This is a genomic window from Chryseobacterium sp. JJR-5R (genome assembly GCF_034047335.1).
Lineage (GTDB): Bacteria > Bacteroidota > Bacteroidia > Flavobacteriales > Weeksellaceae > Chryseobacterium.
Genome location: NZ_CP139137.1, coordinates 1,874,828 through 1,891,820, shown reverse-complemented (window position 1 = coordinate 1,891,820; position 16,993 = coordinate 1,874,828). Strand labels below are relative to the sequence as shown.

The following is a 16,993-nucleotide window of genomic DNA, read 5'->3' as shown; positions in this document are numbered from 1 at the left end:
GCCTGTCATAAAAAATCCCCGCCCTGTTAAAACCAAAAAAACAATAAATCATTTCAAAAAATTAAATTAATTGTTGATAATTAATATAAATCTTATCTTTATACTAAGTACTCTGAGTAAGCCGGCCGGATTATGTCTGCCCGGTTAATGGATCAGGTAGTTTTTTTAATGCCGGTTATTTTACAGGCTTTGAAAAGAGATAATATATTTTTTTAAAAAGTTTCCGGGAAATTAAGTCCATCCTGTTAAGCTTTTCTGCAGTCATATCTTTCATTACCGTATATTCAAAGGTAAGTTCTACTGTAATTTTTGTACAGTGAAAGCTTTTTTTTGACATACTTTATCTTTGAGAACTGATGTACATCCAAACTGCCCTATCTGCGCTTCCATCTGTAAAAACAGTAGTTTTAAATGATGCTGTTTTGAGGGAAGCGTATATTGAGCTGAAAAATATAAAATAGTAATGTATCTTCAGTACCACATGTTTATATTTGCAGTATGGTGAACGATGAAATCAATTAAGCCTGAATCTTATATGGTACCAAAAAATATGAACAGACTGTATGCGATACTGTGTATGCTGTTCTTTTCCTGCGCAGGAACTTTTTCTTACGGCCAGAAGCCCGGCCGCCATACTTTTACCCTCGGTAAATCCGACTTCCTGCTGGACGGAAAGCCCCTGCAGATGATCTCCGGGGAAATGCATTACCCCCGCATCCCCAGGGAATCTTGGCGCGACCGCATGAAGATGGCCAAAGCGATGGGCCTTAATACGATAGGCACCTATGTATTCTGGAACGTGCATGAAGAAACCCCGGGAACCTATGATTTCAGCGGGAACAGCGATATCGCCGAATTTGTAAAGACGGCCCGTGAGGAAGGCTTGTGGGTGGTGCTGCGCCCCAGTCCGTACGTCTGTGCGGAATGGGAATTCGGAGGGTATCCCTGGTGGCTCCTGAAAGAACGGGATATGAAAGTAAGGAGTACCGATCCTAAATTTATAGCAGCCTATACCCGCTATATCAAAGCACTGGCGAAGCAGCTGATTCCGCTTCAGGTTACCCGCGGCGGCAATATCCTGATGATCCAGATCGAAAACGAATACGGGTCCTACAGTGATGATAAAAACTATATGGACCTTAACCGGAAGATCTTCAGGGAAGCGGGGTTCGACGGGATCCTTTTTACCTGCGACGGTGCCGAAAAAATGCCTGCCGGCTATCTGCCCGGTTACCTTCCGGCCGTTAACGGACTGGAGGATCCGGCACAGGTGAAGGCACTCATCAATACCTACCATAATGGAAAAGGGCCATACTATGTGGCGGAATGGTATCCCGGATGGTTTGACGACTGGGGCAAAAAGCATGCGGATGTATCGTCAGAACAATCGGCCAGAACACTGGATAAGCTGCTGGCCGCCGGAATATCCGTAAATATGTATATGTTCCACGGCGGTACCACGCGAGGATTTATGAACGGGGCGAATATGAACAAAGAAATGCCTTATTCGCCACAGGTATCCAGTTATGATTATGATGCGCCGCTCGATGAGGCCGGGAACCCTACCGAAAAATTCCATGCTTTCAGGAAGGTGATTGCCGGATATCTTCCTGAAGGGCAGTCACTGCCGCCGGTCCCTGTTAAGAAACCCGCCATCAGAATCCCGGATATTACACTGGAACAGTATGCAGACCTGTTCAGTCAGCTTCCGCTGCCCCGGCGTTCCGACAAACCCTTATCTTTTGAAGACTTGGACCAGGCTTACGGTTTTGTTTTATACCGCACCCGGATCAAAAAAGGAGGACTGCTGAAGCTTCAGGAGCTCAGGGACTATGCCCAAGTGTATATAAACGGCAGCTATAAAGGAAGCCTTGACCGGAGGCTGAACCAGAATACTATGGATCTGACCGGAATTTCTACGGAGTCCGTTCTGGATCTGTGGGTGGAAAATAACGGGCGCATCAACTACGGCCCTTTCCTCAATGATAACCGCCACGGGATTACAGAATCCGTTTCTGTTGACGGCCAGGAGATATCCGAATGGGAAATGTATTGTTTCCCTTTTAAAAACACAGGAAAATTTTCCTTCAGCGAAAAAATGGATATGAAGGAAAGCCGTCCGGTACTATACAAAGGTACTTTTACCCTTCAGCAGTTGGGCGACACATATCTGGATATGCGCAATTTTGGAAAAGGCTTTGTCTTCCTGAACGGACATAACCTGGGCAAATACTGGAATATCGGTCCGCAACAGACCATTTACGTGCCCGCTTCCTGGCTCAGAAAAGGGAAAAATGAAGTACTTGTTTTTGATGAGCTGAAAAGCAGCCACACAAAGCTCCTTTCATCAGATCACCCGATGCTGGACCATGACCATAATCCCAACAATGAAAAACCATGAGAAAACGGATCATTACAGCCGGTATTATCTTAGTCTTAGGCATGCTGCCCTGCCGTGCCCAGGATACTCTGCCGCCTTACGGTGCCCTGCCTTCCGAAGCACAGCTGAGGTGGCATGAAATGGAAATGTACTGCATCATCCACTACAGCACCGGGACTTATACCGACCGGGAATGGGGGTACGGGGATGAAAGCCCTTCGCTGATCAATCCTTCTAAGTTTGATGCGGAGCAGATTGTGTCCGCGGCAAAAGAGGGCGGATTCAAAGGCGTGATCGTCGTGGCCAAGCATCATGACGGCCTGTGCCTCTGGCCTACGGAAACCACGGAGTACAGCATCCGCAAAAGCCCGTGGAAAAACGGAAAAGGGCACATGGTAAAAGAATATCAAAAAGCATGTGAAAAACTCGGGATGAAAATGGGGATTTACTGCTCCCCATGGGACCGCAACAGCCCGTTATACGGAACGCCGGAATATGTTGACCTGTACCGGGAACAGCTCCGGGAACTGTACAGCCGTTACGGCGACCTTTTTATTTCCTGGCATGACGGGGCCAACGGCGGAGACGGATATTACGGAAATACCCGCGAGACCCGGAAAATTGATCGCGCTGCGTATTACGGCTGGGACTCCACCTGGGCCATTACCCGGAAGATGCAGCCGGGAGCCGTGATTTTCGGGGATGCAGGCCCGGATGTCCGGTGGGTGGGAAATGAAGCGGGGCATGCCGGGGAAACCTGCTGGGCTACATATGACCCGCAGAGCCCTGAAGACGGAAAGAAGCCGGCCAACGGCTTCACCAAATATGAAATGGCAACCGAAGGTACACGCAACGGAACCTACTGGATGCCTGCTGAGTGTGATGTATCCCTTCGCCCGGGATGGTTTTATCATGCCCGCGAAAACAGCCGGGTAAAGACACCCGCCGAACTGCTGGACCTCTATTACAGGAGTGTCGGCAGAGGAGCCGGCCTTGATTTGGGATTGTCACCCAACCCGGAAGGCCTGCTGAATCCCGAAGATGTAAATTCGCTCCGGCAGTTCGGAAAGCTCCTCAAACAGACTTTTGCCCTGAATCTTGCGGAAGGGGCGGCACTGCATGCCAGTAATGTCAGGGGAAATAATCTCTCTGGATACGGACCGCAGCATCTGCTCGACCCGGACCGGTATACGTACTGGGCCACCGATGACGAAGTACACCTGCCTGAACTCACGGTCATGCTGCCTGCTGAAAAAACGTTCAACGTCATCCGTTTGCGGGAGAATATAAAGCTGGGGCAGCGCATAGAAGCTTTTACCCTGGAAGCGCTCCTCAACGGGAAATGGGAAAAGATTGCCGCCTCCACCAGCATCGGGCCCAACCGGCTTATCCGCCTTCCGAAAAGGATTACCACGGCGGGAGTGAAACTCAAGATTACCCAGTCTCCCGTTGCAGTGGCCTTAAGTGATTTCGGACTGTACAATGAACCCGAAATGCCTGAAAAGCCTGTAATCCGCCGCAGCTCTGAAGGAAAAGTCACCCTATCCTCCCCTCAGCCTTCTTCCGTCATTTATTATACGCTTGACGGCATGGCTCCCACTTCAAAATCTTTACGGTACCGTAAACCTTTCATAATGGTTCATGACGGAACGGTAAAAGCAATATCCGTTCGCGGCAGCCGGCAGAGTGAAACGGCTTTCCTTGCATTCGGTCCCGTAAAATCAGGCTGGAAAATCATACAGCCACTGTCTTCTGATACGGCACATCCGGCGGTCTATGCTGTTGATGACCATCCGGAAACGTTCTGGATCAGTTCCCAGGTCCATTCTCCGTCAGCACCTGTACAGATGGTGATTGATACCGGCAAAAATCAGAACCTGAGAGGGTTCACCTATCTTCCCCGCCAGGACGGAAACGTAAGCGGAACCGTAAGCCATTACCGGATTGAAACCGGTACGGACGGTGTACACTGGCAGTGTGCAGCAGAAGGGGAATTTTCTAACATCAAGGCAAACCCCGTGGAACAGCAGGTAGTATTCAGGGAAACGGTTGCGGCCCGCTATATCCGCTTTACGGCTGCCGGACTGGTATCCGGGAATGTCTGCACAGCCGCTGAAATCGGGATCCTGACTGACGGAAAATAAGGATACGGCATTTACATTATCACCGTAAGTTTTCCCTGATGCCTGCCGGATTTTCCGTAAAAATAAATCAGCTGCCGGAAAGAAATACAATTGCAGCCTGCGGTATAAAAAATCTCCGCCCGAATGACCGGGCGGAGATTGAACTGAATTAATTTAAGACCTTAGGATAAAAAAGACCCTCCCTCTGCAGATAACAGGAATTATTTTCCTTTTTATCATTACACATGGGCTCCGGATATTCACAAATCCTTAATAATCTCTACTGTAAATACTGTTTTCAGCAGCAGGACTGATTGGTTAGTTAAACCATGGTATCATTCGCTGTTTTATTTGCCGTATCGTGCGAAGATTCAATACCGGATACCACCTCTTTAGCATCTTCTTCCGGAACGATCTGAGGGCTCCATTTTGCATGTTTTGAAAGCTTAAGCTTATAGCCCATTGTTTTGGTATATACTTTGGTGAACTCTGCCCCGAAAAAAATAATCTGGAAGCTGTAATTGATCCAGAGAAGCAGTAAAATAATGGTTCCTGCCGTACCGAAAGAGGAACTGGGGTTGAATTTATCGAAATAAAAAGTCAGGATATATTTTCCCAGCGTAAAAAGTGCCGCTGTTACGGCCGCTCCTACCCAGACCGATTTCCACTGCAGTTCAACATCCGGCAGGATTTTGAACATAGCTGCGAAAAGGAAGAGGGTAACCAGCAGACCCACCACAATATTGATGACGTTTACAAGAATAAGGGTTTCAAGGCCGAAACGGCGGATCACCCAATCATTGGCAAGACCGATAAAAGAACTTAAAAGCAGGGTAATCAGCAAAAGGAATGCAATAACAACAATCATCCCCAGGGAATTCGCGCGGTCAAGAAGGTATTTTTCCCACGCTTTTTTCGGTGCAGCCGTCACATCCCACAACTTGTTGAGGGATTTCTGAAACTGAAAAAACAATGATGTGGCACCAAAGACAAGCGTAACGATCCCAATGATTTTCATCACCACGTTCTTCTTATCCACCATGCCTCCTACAACCATTTCTTCCAGGCTCTTCCCCACATCTTTTCCCATCATGCTTCCGATGAGTTTTGTAATCTCGCCGCGTACCGCTTCTTCGCCAAAGAAAATTCCCGTAATCCAGATCACGATAATCAGAAGACCCGGGATTGAAAAAATGGCGCTGTATGCCAAGCTGGCGGCTTCCGTGCCTAAATCGCGTGCGCTCCAGTCTTTGTAAGTTCCTTTAAGTATTCCCCAAAAATTGTTTAATATCTTCATAATTTATTTTTTTGATGATGTGGTAGGCAATAATTTAATGCTACAGGCCACTGTCAGGTATTTTTAACAGCTTCAAATACCGTACCTGCCTTAAAATAATACAAAAGAGTTTTTTTGTTTAGGTTTAACAGAAAAAAGACAGATAGGTCTGATGCTTCTGAAAATTACAGGCGTCCATTAAGGCTGCCACCGTATCTTAATGTGACGGAACATTTATAAAACCGGTTAGCCCGGCAGCGTACAATAATCTTAAAAACCAATGATATTATGGATGATGGCATTGAAATATAAACAGATCCCAAAACGATATGCATGTCCTTAAACGTAAGTAAATCTGATAAATCAACCTGAACAGACCTGGCATTTACGGTTTTGCTTAAAACATGCTGTCCTGTTGCTGTTAAAGCAAATAATTCCGGTTTATTTATCGGGCTGTCGTTTTCTATATCTGATGCTGATTTTACCGGATTTGGATAAAAACGGAAATCTTTGGATGTATGAAGTTGATCAGTACCTGAAGTAGCTGACGTAATTTCATCATCACCGATAGTGAGTGGGACTGTTTGTATTTCTAATGAAAGCTCAAGGCCTGATAATTCAATACAGTAACCCGGATATTAATTTGCCTCTTTAAATTTGCTTACGGGCATCCGGAACCTGAATCCGGATGTTAAGGTTATATACAGCTGTTCCCGATCAAAAGAATATTTTAACAAATGTCGGTCTGGAAATTACAGGGTTTTTAAACTTACCTGAAATTCCATAAGCAGAAAAATAAAGCAGTGATAAAAAGGATTTCACAAATCATCCAGCTGGTTTCATTAAGTTCAGCATTACAATAGCTTTATTAAACCGGAATTAATTTAACAGACTGCCGTTAGATTTCAAAGTATACCGGCAAAATAATATGCTAAAATCACCTATACACTTTATTTATTCAACGTTTAAACTTCTGCCTCGGCATGTTGATTTCCTGGGCCTGCGGATACGGCATTCTTGAGGTCATACTGACATCTTCCCTGATCCGTTTATGGACATCGTACTGCATTTCCAGGTCATAAGCATACCGGGGATCAGGGATCATCGGCATTTTTGCCATCTTGTGGATGGTAACGGTAGGAAAATGGTAATCAATTTCCACGGTGCCGAGCAGCAGGTAGCATCCGCCGCCCCTGAAATCATATTCCTTCAGGCTGTCCGGGAAATGGGCGGTATCGAAATACTCGCCGTTCGCATCGATCCAGGTCCCGAAATACATAGCTCCTTTTCTGGTAGGGACGTGTTTCCTGGAAATCAGGTAGGCCAGCATCTTTACCTGGCGCTTATGGTAGAGCGGGAGGTCTTTTACAAATACCGAGCCCCGGTATTCCGTCTGTAATAAATCAAAAGGGCTGCAGGAAACCGGAAACCCGATGATTTCGATTTCATCAAAGGCATCCTCAAAAGGCGCCCTTTTCAGTTCAGGAAGCCTGTACTGCTGCAGCGGTTCTTCAATCAGCATAAGCCCGCGGTTTTCAGGCCTGAAGTTGGTAAATATTATCCGGGCTTCAACCAGCAGCTCATTTTTAGGCTTGCCGGTAAAGCGAAACGCGCCGATAAAGATCAGCGTCTGTACGGTTTCAGTGCCTGCAGGTACCCGACGGATAAAATCCTGCAGTGACCGGTATTTTCCGTTCCGTTCCCGCTCCTCAGCTATTCTATGCGCTGTTTTCGTTTCCACCCCCTGCAGGAGCATGAACCCAAGATAGATATCTTTATTTTTCAGTGTGGTCAGGAAATCACTTTCATTTACGCAGGGCGCCTGGATGTTTGCACCGGACATCCGGGCTTCATGGATATATACCTCAGTCCGGTAAAAGCCACCCTGGTTGTTGATCACCGAAACCATGAATTCCAGCGGGTAATAGACTTTTAAGTACAGGCTTTGGTAGCTTTCCACGGCATAGGATGCGGAATGTGCCTTGCAGAAGGAATACCCGGCAAAGGATTCGATCTGCCGGAACGCTTCTGTGGTGAGTGCCTCAGAGTGTCCTCGTTCCTTACATTTTGCAAAAAAATTGGCTTTCACTTCCTGCAGCTTCTTGATCGATCTTTCTTTCCCGCTCATGGCCCTGCGGAGGATATCGCCGTCCGCCAAGTCAAGCCCTCCGAAATACTGCGCAATCTTAATGACGTCTTCCTGGTAGACCATAATGCCGTAGGTCTCCTTCAGGTTTTCTTCAAACACCGGATGAAAGTACTCAAAACGGTCCGGATGGTTGTGCCTGAAAATATACTCCCGCATCATTCCGCTCTGCGCCACGCCGGGTCTGATGATTGAGGAAGCGGCCACCAGGATCCGGTAGTCTTCGCATTTCAGCCTTCTCAAAAGCCCGCGCATGGCCGGGGATTCAATATAGAAACATCCGATGGTGTTCCCTGCAGCCAAGTATTCATTTGCCTTTGCTTCGTTTTTTGATAAGGTGGTATCCCGGATATCCACGGTAATGCCCCTGGTTTTTTTAATAAGCTCCACCGTATCATTGATGGTGCCGAGTCCGCGCTGGGAAAGGATATCAAACTTTTCAAGACCGATATCTTCGGCTGTGTCCATATCGAACTGTGCGATAGGGAAGCCTTTCGGGGGCATTTCCAGGGCGGTAAAATTGGTGATCGGTTCTTCGGAGATCAGGATTCCGCAGGCATGCATGCTCCGCTGGTTCGGGAATTTCTCCATCATGGCACCATACCGGTGGACGTGCTTCACAACGGAGTTCAGGTCATGGGTGTACGGAGAATTATTGGCCAGGCCGTCAAGCTCTTCTTTAGGGAGGCCGAACACCTTGCCCACTTCCCGCAAGATCGATTTGTATTTAAACTGTACATTGGTCCCGCAGAATGCCACATGCTCTTTTCCGTAACGGTCAAAGATATACTCCAGAATGGTATCCCGGTGTTGCCAGCTCCAGTCGATGTCAAAATCCGGCGGCGAATTGCGGTTCAGGTTCAGGAACCGCTCAAAATAAAGGTCAAGCTCCAAAGGGCAGATATCGGTAATGCCCAGGCAGTAGCTGACAATGGAATTGGCCCCGCTCCCCCGCCCTACATGCATCAGCCCCATACGGTTGCTGTAACGGATAATGTCCCAGGTGATCAAAAAATAGGAACAGAAATTCAGGTTGTCGATCACTTTCAGTTCCCGATCTACTCTTTCCTGCGCTTCTTTATGATTAAGCCCGTAGCGCCTCTCCAGTCCCAGATAGGCCAGCTTACGCAGCATTTTAAGGTCGGAGGCTTTGGACCGCGTATAACACTGCCTGTTACGGACTTTGCCGAACTCAAATTCAAAGCTGCATGCACTGAGCAGCTTTTTGGTATTTTCAATAATCTCAGGATGGTACTGAAAGGCACTGTTGACCTCTCCTTCCGGCCTGAGGTATTCTGATTTCCGGCAGATATCCTGTTCTGAAAGCATGGATAAGAGCGTATTGTTATCAATAGCCCTGAGGATCAGATGGAGGTTGTACTCTTTCTGGGAACTGAAAGTCACCGGCTGAAGGATGACCATCCGTCCGATCTGTTTTTCCAGTTCAGGCCGGATCAGTAAATTCAGTTCTTCCTCCCGGATCCCGATATATTCATTGTCCTTCAGTACCGCCGGAATATTCTCCAGCGGATAAATAACCGATACATTTTCAAAATCCGGTGCCTTTTCCGAAAGCTCCTGCCCGTCGCAGTTATGGGCGGTCATCATACGGTTCACTTCCCCGATCCCGGAAAATTCCCGGGCCACGGCAATATACAGCAGCCTGTTTTCCTTCCTGACTTCCATTCCCGCAATGGGCCTGATCCCGGCCTTTTCACATTCATCTTTAAATTCGTAAACAGCCGTAACGGTATTGATATCCGTAAGCACCAGTTCTTTGATGCCCAGGCTTTTGGCTTTCTGTACAAGTTCTTCTACGGATAAGGTCCCGTAACGCAGGCTGTGGAAAGAATGGCAATTAAGATACATAATAAAAAAGTTTAGTGTTGTTTATTTTTCAAAATCAAAACCCGAAGCCCTGCCGACAGCACCTGCCCCGAACCGGTTTTTAAGTTCATCCATGGTTTGGTACAGGTTCATCTGTTCTTCAGTGTCTTCAAACAGGTTCATCTGGTGGCTCCCGTGGACCAGGCCTGTAAACCTGAGACCGATCAGCCGGATTCTCATCCGCCGGGTATATAGCCGGTTAAAAAGCTCAAGGGCTACCCGTGACAGGGTATGATCTGCAGAAGTATAAGCTATCCGGCTCTGCCGGGTTTCGGTATCGAAACTGGCATAGCGGATCTTGACTGCCACGGTAGAAGTGAGCCATTTTTCCTGCCGCAGCTGGTAGGCCAGCTTTTCCGACATGCCGCTCAGGATCCTTTTTAATTCCGGGATATCAATGGTATCAGTGGCAAAGACCTGTTCCGTAGCAATGGATTTCCGCTCAGAATACGGGACCACAGGGTTTTCATCGATCCCGTTGGCTTTTTTCCAGAGGTCTTTCCCGCTTTCCCCGATCATCTGCCTGAGGACCGGGACCGGCATCTCGGAAAGGGTATGGATCGTCCGGATCCCGATCCTTGAAAGCAGCCGGAAAGTTTTGTCCCCTACCATCGGTATTTTCTTTACCGATAAAGGGTTCAGGAAAGGGCGGATATCCAGCTCCGGAATCTGCAGCTTCCCGCCGGGTTTAGCCTCGCCGGTCCCGATCTTTGAAACCGTCTTGTTTGCAGACAAGGCAAAGCTGAGCGGAAGCCCCGTTTCTTTGGTAACGGCCGCCGCAATTTCCTGCGTCCACCGGTAACAGCCGAAAAACCTGTCCATCCCGGACAGGTCCAGATAAAATTCATCGATGCCTGATTTTTCCATCACCGGGACTTTCTCCTGAATAATTTCAGTTACCGTATGCGATAGGTTGGAATACAGCTCATAATCCCCTTTAATGACCTTGGCCTCTGGGCAGAGCCGGAGTGCCATCCGGATGGGCATAGCAGAGCGTACCCCCAACTTCCGCGCTTCATGGGAACAGGAAGCCACCAACCCGCGGTCGCCCCCGCCTATGATCAGGGGGATGCCGTTCAGGGCGCTGTTGCTTCGTGTTTCGCAGGATACGAAAAATGCATCCAGGTCCATATGTACAATTGCACGGTTCATTTTACAAAACTAGATACTATCTGTATCATTTTTTGTATATTTGCTGATACAAATTGTATCAATGTCAGTTTTTTCAGATAACATCAGGCTTTTAAGGGCTAAAAAGAAAGCCACCCAGCAGGAAACGGCAGATGCCGTATTGCTGAGCCGCGTCAGGTATTCCAAATATGAAGACGGGAGGTCGGAGCCTCCTTACGAGGTACTGATCCGGATTTCCAAGTATTACAACCTGAGTATCGACCTGCTCCTGACTGTCGATATCCGTAAATATCCACTGGAGGATATTCTGCAGCTGCCTGACAACCGAATTGTCCTGCCGGTGGTCATAGACCGGGATGGAAACAATTATATTGAGATTGTCACCCAGAAAGCTTCCATGGGCTATTTATCGGGGTACAGCGATCCGGAGTATATCGAAAGCCTGCAGCAGATCTCCCTGCCTTTCCTAACAAACGGGAAATACCGGGCCTTCCCGGCACAGGGGGACTCGATGCCGCCGTTTAAAGACGGTTCTTATATCATCGGGCAATATGTTGAGAACATAGAAGACCTGAAGCCGGATAAAAGCTATGTTTTTGTTACCCTTAATGAAGGCATATCCTACAAAAGGTTTAAGCAAAGAAATAAAAGAGCTGTAACCGTGGCCGCCGATAACCCTTTTTACCAGCCCTATGATATTCCTTCAGAAGAAATTGTAGAAATCTGGCAGTATGCCTCCGGGATTTTTCCGGAAGATTTTCAGCCGGATTATCATGAAAATTACAATCTGCAGGATATGTTTCTGCAGATCAGAAAAGATATCAGAAATTTAGATGATAAAGTTTCTTATTTAAAATAGTTTATAGAAATTGCATACACTATTTATTTAACTCAATATTAACTATATACAGATAAGATTCTATTGAAAGAAACCGGAATACCCGCATGCTTCAAAGGAATACTGGCAGTTGCAGTTAGTAGTTAGTATTTAGAAAGATTATTAAAATTCCCGGAACCGGAAAGCCAGGAAAGATCCCATTATGCAGAAGATCTGTACCTCTATGAATTCCTGATGCCGGCTTCAGACATATCACAGGTTAAAGCCTGGACAGAATCAGCCTTACTATCGCATCTTCAGCAGTTTTGATGGTCTGGGAAAAGAATCTGTATTTGTAGCGAGACAACAGCGTACGGTTACTGGTATGCCCGGCCCTTTTACAGACTTACAATTTATACCTATTCTGTTATGTGAAATGCTTTGTGCTTGTTGACCTGAAGTGACCCGTGAAGCCATACCATAATGTAAATGGATAGGTACGCAGGAATGTATAATGATTTAAAAAGGCAACAGATGGCAATCCCGCGACAAGGTAATTCTCTATTTCCTGAAAATATGAACCGGCTGTAAAATATTCTGTGGTATCAGAAAATGAAAGTTGTTTTCCCGTAAATATAAAATGCATATAACCTGCCTGACTAAAAATAATTAAAAAACCAACTGACAGAGTAACCGATCAAAATATAGAGCTGAAATCAGGGTTATCTTTTCAATGTATCCAACATTTTAAATTTCATGTCAATTTTCATGCTTGCTTAATCTAAATGAATGAATTATAGTCAAGTATATTATCTTCTTAGAAAAAAAATCATATCCTTAAAGTAGAATTAAATTATTACGTCATCTAATTTTATCTATTGGAATTAAATAATTCGTTATCACATAATCAATAATTTAGCATAAAAATTACAGATAAGGTAAAAGACTGAATTTAATAATGAAATATTAAACTGAAATACATGATACACCCAAAACACCCTTTACCGTATAATAATACCCAGCAGGAATTTTTTCTTAAATACCTTGCTGAAAATAATAAAGAATATCACACTTTACAGATTTCCTATACCAATGCCGTTTATTTATATTATGATCTCCAGGTAAATGTTTCGGAACATGATTATGAAGAATGGCTGAATGAAATAACGGATGAAAAATTAAGAAGTGCCATGCAGTCAAAAGGTATGAAAGAATGCCAGAAAACCTCTTCATTTATCCGGTTTATTAACAATAAAAGAAATATAATTGAGGATGATTACATCAGGGAAAAAATGGGCAATGAGCAATATAACAGATATAAAATGCTTTGCTAATGCTACTGTACAAGCATAAGTCTTCCAAAGATTGTATATGCAGCAGCCTGCCGCTTAACTTTTCCACAAACAGATCAGTGACTATATATGACTGAAGGTAAATTGATTGTAGAGATAAAGGTCCGGGGTAATGTTAACGTCCCTGCCGGTAATTTTCTAACCGAACCTAATTCCAATCCAGTAAATTTCTGTCCCTCGCAATTCGTCCTGTAATATCTTTTGAAAAGATGTGCAGGTTTCTCCTGCGGAATCCCGGTCCGCTGTTCATCTACCTTATGGGTGTACAAGATGAATGATCCATTACATCCACAAAAATGATTTCAGCCGTTTGTTTATTAAAGCACAGCTTCAGGAATAACTGTCTCCAGATCCGGAAAGTTTTAACGAAGTGAAATTATCCCTTAAAAAGGCAATAAAGACCGCTTTATTGAGCAGTAACATTTTAATTTTACGATCAGCAATAAAATTATTTTATCTGTATATATCAGTCATACAGTAAAAATATCCGGATGAGACTAATTACATTGCTTTTTATATTTCTTTCCACTACTCCATTATCACGATCCAATAGTGACAAAGATGATGAAAGCATATCAGCTAGAGATCTCTGAGGCCCATCCGCGGCCTGTCCGTTTTGTGGAATACAATATAAATGATACAATGCTTATTTACCATAACATCAAAATTCCCCTGAATACTTTGTTGAGAAATAAGGTAGCTGACTGTCGTTCTTCAATTCAGCTTTTTACGCAAGATTGAACATGCGTGTGGCGTCTGCCCTACTATTGCAAAGCCCGAAACGTTAATAACAAACCAAATTAAAAAACAATCCTGCTTTTGATTTAAGAACCTGACATTGTGTTATAGATAAGCGATTCAGATGTAGTAATCACTTAATATCTGACTACAAGACAAAACTTAACCCTAAAATCCAGTGTACATAATCCAACTACAACTCATACCAATCCGGCTACTTTTTACAGAACAATAATTATGAATTTTGCAGTAGAAAATAAAATCAGTTTCAGGAATAATTAAAAAAAGGAAAATGCAAAAAAGAAAATTGGGAAATAGCGGACTGGAAGTTTCCGCGTTGGGCTTCGGTTGTATGGGTTTAAACTTTTTAGACGGCAAAGGTCTTGATAAAAAAGATGCCATAACCTTACTTCAGAATGCAGTTGAAAGAGGAATTACATTTTTTGATACCGCAGAAGCTTACGGACCGTACACCAATGAAGAAATTGTTGGCGAGGCATTACAGCCTTACAGAAAAGACGTGGTAATCGCCACAAAGTTTGGCTGTAAAGAGGCCAGGCCGGCAGTAGGTTTAGACAGCAGGCCCCAAACGATAAAAGCAGTAACCGAAGCCTCTTTAAAAAGATTAAAAACAGATTACATTGATCTGCTGTATCAGCACAGGGTTGATCCTGATGTTCCGATAGAAGATGTTGCAGGAACCGTAAAAGACCTGATACAGGAAGGCAAGGTAAAATATTTCGGTTTATCTGAAGCGAGTGCTGCAACGATCCGGAAAGCCCATTCCGTTCAACCTGTATCGGCATTGCAGAGCGAATATTCTCTGTTCTGGCGCGAACCGGAAAAGGAAATCATACCCGTTTTGGAAGAGTTGGGAATTGGCTTTGTTCCATTCAGTCCATTGGGTAAAGGCTTTCTCACAGGTGCCATAAATTCAAAATTAGAGGATGCCGACCGAAGAAATATACTTCCCCGTTTCACCGAAGAAAATATAAAAGCCAATCTGGTTTTGGTGGATGCGCTTTCTGAAATTGCCCGGCAAAAGAATGTTACTGCCGGACAGCTGGCATTGGCCTGGCTGCTGGCTCAAAAGCCCTGGATCGTACCCATCCCAGGGACTACGAAACTGAATCGGCTGGAGGAAAACATAGGAAGCACACATATCCTATTAACAGCTGATGAACTTGCAAAAATTAATACGACAGTCAATGGAATCACGCTTGCGGGCAACCGCTATCCTGAATTTTTAGAAAAACAGATAGACAAATAACAAACTTACAGCAATGCAAAATATCAAAGGAAAAGTGGTTGCTGTTACCGGTGCAAGCAGCGGAATCGGTAAAGCCATCGCCGTAGAATTGGCGAAAAACGGCGCAAAGGTTGTTTTGGGGGCAAGACGGACGGCACAATTGCAACAAATTGCTGAAGAAATTAAAAGCAAAGGGGGTGACGCCATCTTTGCTCAAATCGATGTAAAGAACAAAGCCGATCTGGTTAGACTGGTGGATACAGCAGTCAGGCAGTACGGGAAATTGGATGTCATGGTAAACAACGCAGGGATCAGCCAGTTAAGCAGAGTTGACGCGCTGGACCTTGACGGCTGGGAAGAAATGATCGATATTAACCTGAAAGGGGTTTTATACGGGATGGCGGCTGCGATTCCCGTTTTCAGGCAGCAGCAGTCGGGACATATCGTTAATATCATTTCAACTTCAGGAATAAAGATTGTCCCCATGCAGGGCGTTTATGCAGGAACTAAAAATGCCATCCGTACAATTGGAGAAGCGTTTCGTCAGGAATCAGACGGAACCATGCGCATTACAGGCATTTCGCCCGGATTCGTAAAAACGGATTTTGCAAACCACATTAAAAACGAAGAAATGAAAACAGCTGTCCAGCAGGGAATGGACCAGGTTGCCATAGATCCCACAGCCATTGCCAATGCCGTAATTTATGCAGTAAGCCAACCAAGCGATGTTGAAGTTGGCGACATTGTAATTCGCCCGTCAAAACAAAATTGATTACATTCGTAAAAAGAAAATGCAACAGGAACCTGACATCAATCACATTAAAAGCATCTCTCAGCTTGTGCGCATGCTGGGATTTCCTGCGCCATTGCACCCGTTGATTGCATTGGTTGATTACAATACGGTTTCGGTTGAACTATTTCCGAAAGGGCAGAAAGTAAGTCTTGATTTCTACAAGATTTCCTTTAAGCCCAGCTTTAGGGGACACATAAAATACGGACAGGGATATTACGATTTTGAAGAAGGCGGACTGGCATTCCTGAAGCCGAAACAAATTGTTTTTCCCCCGGAAGACCTGGAAAGCTATGAAGGGATGGCTTTGTATTTCCATCCGGACTTTATCCGGAATCATCCGTTGGGAAAAACAATCAATCAGTATGGCTTTTTCTCTTACGATGTTTCTGAAGCCTTATTTTTATCGGCAAAAGAAAAAGAAGTCATAGCCAGCTTACTGGTTACGATCACCAATGAATTACATAACAATATTGACAGTTTCAGCCAGGATGTGCTGGTGTCGCAGATAGAATTGTTACTGAACTACAGCAACCGTTTTTACAACAGGCAGTTTATCACCAGAAAGGCAGTTAACCATGACATCATAACATCTTTGGACAAACTTTTAAACCGCTATTTTGAAGAATACAGTCTGGAAAACGGTTTGCCGTCCGTGAAATATATCAGCACGGAACTCAGGCTGTCGCAACGCTACCTGAGTGATATGCTGAGCTCATTGACGGGGCTGAACACCCAGCAGTACATCCAGAATGCCATTATAGAAAAAGCAAAAGAAAAATTATCAACAACAAACCTGTCCGTTTCGGAAATTGCTTACGCATTGGGCTTTGAACACCCGCAGTCGTTCAGCAAACTTTTCAGGACCAAGACCAATCTTTCCCCTCTGGAGTTCAGAAAGTCGTTTAACTGATATACTTTTTTATGTTCTTCACCTGTAACATTCCCTTTATCAGCAAGGGAAAAGCAGGAATCTCAGGTATAGGAACAAGGCTATATTCAACCGATTCCCGGCATATCCTGCTGATTTTATAAATATTTCAGTATTTTAAACGAATATAACCTGATCTCTTGTACTGTTTTATAAATAAATTGAACAGTACG

10 protein-coding genes are annotated in these 16,993 nt (G+C 44.9%); 7 read left to right on the top strand and 3 right to left on the bottom strand.

The genetic code is table 11. The features are described 5' to 3' along the window. Window positions 1–550 precede the first annotated feature (550 nt). Window positions 551–2,401, top strand: coding sequence for a beta-galactosidase family protein (locus SD427_RS08515; RefSeq protein ID WP_320560849.1), 1,851 nt, complete (start codon window positions 551–553; stop codon window positions 2,399–2,401). After that, window positions 2,398–4,524 (top strand): alpha-L-fucosidase, encoded by a 2,127-nt coding sequence (locus tag SD427_RS08510; RefSeq protein ID WP_320560848.1) that lies wholly within the window; start codon window positions 2,398–2,400, stop codon window positions 4,522–4,524. The genes SD427_RS08515 and SD427_RS08510 overlap by 4 nt, the downstream gene beginning before the upstream one ends. Window positions 4,525–4,825: 301 nt before the next feature. Here the strand turns inward: SD427_RS08510 and SD427_RS08505 are convergent, their stop codons facing one another. The 3 genes from SD427_RS08505 to SD427_RS08495 all read right to left on the bottom strand — a co-directional run bounded on the left by SD427_RS08505 (window position 4,826) and on the right by SD427_RS08495 (window position 10,964). After that, a complete protein-coding gene (locus tag SD427_RS08505; protein ID WP_320560847.1) occupies window positions 4,826–5,800 on the bottom strand; it encodes a YihY/virulence factor BrkB family protein in 975 nt (324 codons plus the stop codon). Between the two features lie 937 nt (window positions 5,801–6,737). After that, the gene (locus SD427_RS08500; RefSeq protein WP_320560846.1) at window positions 6,738–9,794 is read right to left on the bottom strand and encodes a DNA polymerase III subunit alpha; all 3,057 of its coding nucleotides are present in this window, start codon (window positions 9,792–9,794) and stop codon (window positions 6,738–6,740) included. Window positions 9,795–9,815: 21 nt separating this feature from the next. Next, window positions 9,816–10,964: a DNA polymerase IV gene (locus tag SD427_RS08495; protein WP_320560845.1), complete on the bottom strand. Its 1,149-nt coding sequence runs from the start codon at window positions 10,962–10,964 to the stop codon at window positions 9,816–9,818. A 61-nt stretch (window positions 10,965–11,025) separates the two neighbouring features. Here SD427_RS08495 and SD427_RS08490 point away from each other — a divergent pair, with 61 nt between their 5' ends. The 5 genes from SD427_RS08490 to SD427_RS08470 all read left to right on the top strand — a co-directional run bounded on the left by SD427_RS08490 (window position 11,026) and on the right by SD427_RS08470 (window position 16,802). Next, complete coding sequence (locus SD427_RS08490; protein ID WP_320560844.1) at window positions 11,026–11,802, top strand: LexA family transcriptional regulator; 777 nt, start codon at window positions 11,026–11,028, stop codon at window positions 11,800–11,802. A 938-nt stretch (window positions 11,803–12,740) separates the two neighbouring features. Continuing rightward, window positions 12,741–13,094: a hypothetical protein gene (locus tag SD427_RS08485; protein ID WP_320560843.1), complete on the top strand. Its 354-nt coding sequence runs from the start codon at window positions 12,741–12,743 to the stop codon at window positions 13,092–13,094. A 1,048-nt stretch (window positions 13,095–14,142) separates the two neighbouring features. Continuing rightward, window positions 14,143–15,120: an aldo/keto reductase gene (locus SD427_RS08480; protein ID WP_320560842.1), complete on the top strand. Its 978-nt coding sequence runs from the start codon at window positions 14,143–14,145 to the stop codon at window positions 15,118–15,120. A 13-nt stretch (window positions 15,121–15,133) separates the two neighbouring features. Beyond that, on the top strand, window positions 15,134–15,871 hold the full coding sequence (locus SD427_RS08475; RefSeq protein ID WP_320560841.1) for an SDR family oxidoreductase: 738 nt from the start codon (window positions 15,134–15,136) through the stop codon (window positions 15,869–15,871). A 19-nt stretch (window positions 15,872–15,890) separates the two neighbouring features. Continuing rightward, window positions 15,891–16,802, top strand: a complete 912-nt coding sequence (locus SD427_RS08470; RefSeq protein WP_320560840.1) for a helix-turn-helix domain-containing protein — start codon at window positions 15,891–15,893, stop codon at window positions 16,800–16,802. The last annotated feature ends 191 nt before the right edge of the window (window positions 16,803–16,993 follow it).

What these genes read in the sequence shown, in the direction of transcription:
- SD427_RS08515 (WP_320560849.1), top strand. Translation starts at nt 551, where the DNA reads ATGAACAGACTGTATGCGATACTGTGTATGCTGTTCTTTTCCTGCGCA.
- SD427_RS08510 (WP_320560848.1), top strand. Translation starts at nt 2,398, where the DNA reads ATGAGAAAACGGATCATTACAGCCGGTATTATCTTAGTCTTAGGCATG.
- SD427_RS08505 (WP_320560847.1), bottom strand. Translation starts at nt 5,800, where the DNA reads ATGAAGATATTAAACAATTTTTGGGGAATACTTAAAGGAACTTACAAA.
- SD427_RS08500 (WP_320560846.1), bottom strand. Translation starts at nt 9,794, where the DNA reads ATGTATCTTAATTGCCATTCTTTCCACAGCCTGCGTTACGGGACCTTA.
- SD427_RS08495 (WP_320560845.1), bottom strand. Translation starts at nt 10,964, where the DNA reads ATGAACCGTGCAATTGTACATATGGACCTGGATGCATTTTTCGTATCC.
- SD427_RS08490 (WP_320560844.1), top strand. Translation starts at nt 11,026, where the DNA reads ATGTCAGTTTTTTCAGATAACATCAGGCTTTTAAGGGCTAAAAAGAAA.
- SD427_RS08485 (WP_320560843.1), top strand. Translation starts at nt 12,741, where the DNA reads ATGATACACCCAAAACACCCTTTACCGTATAATAATACCCAGCAGGAA.
- SD427_RS08480 (WP_320560842.1), top strand. Translation starts at nt 14,143, where the DNA reads ATGCAAAAAAGAAAATTGGGAAATAGCGGACTGGAAGTTTCCGCGTTG.
- SD427_RS08475 (WP_320560841.1), top strand. Translation starts at nt 15,134, where the DNA reads ATGCAAAATATCAAAGGAAAAGTGGTTGCTGTTACCGGTGCAAGCAGC.
- SD427_RS08470 (WP_320560840.1), top strand. Translation starts at nt 15,891, where the DNA reads ATGCAACAGGAACCTGACATCAATCACATTAAAAGCATCTCTCAGCTT.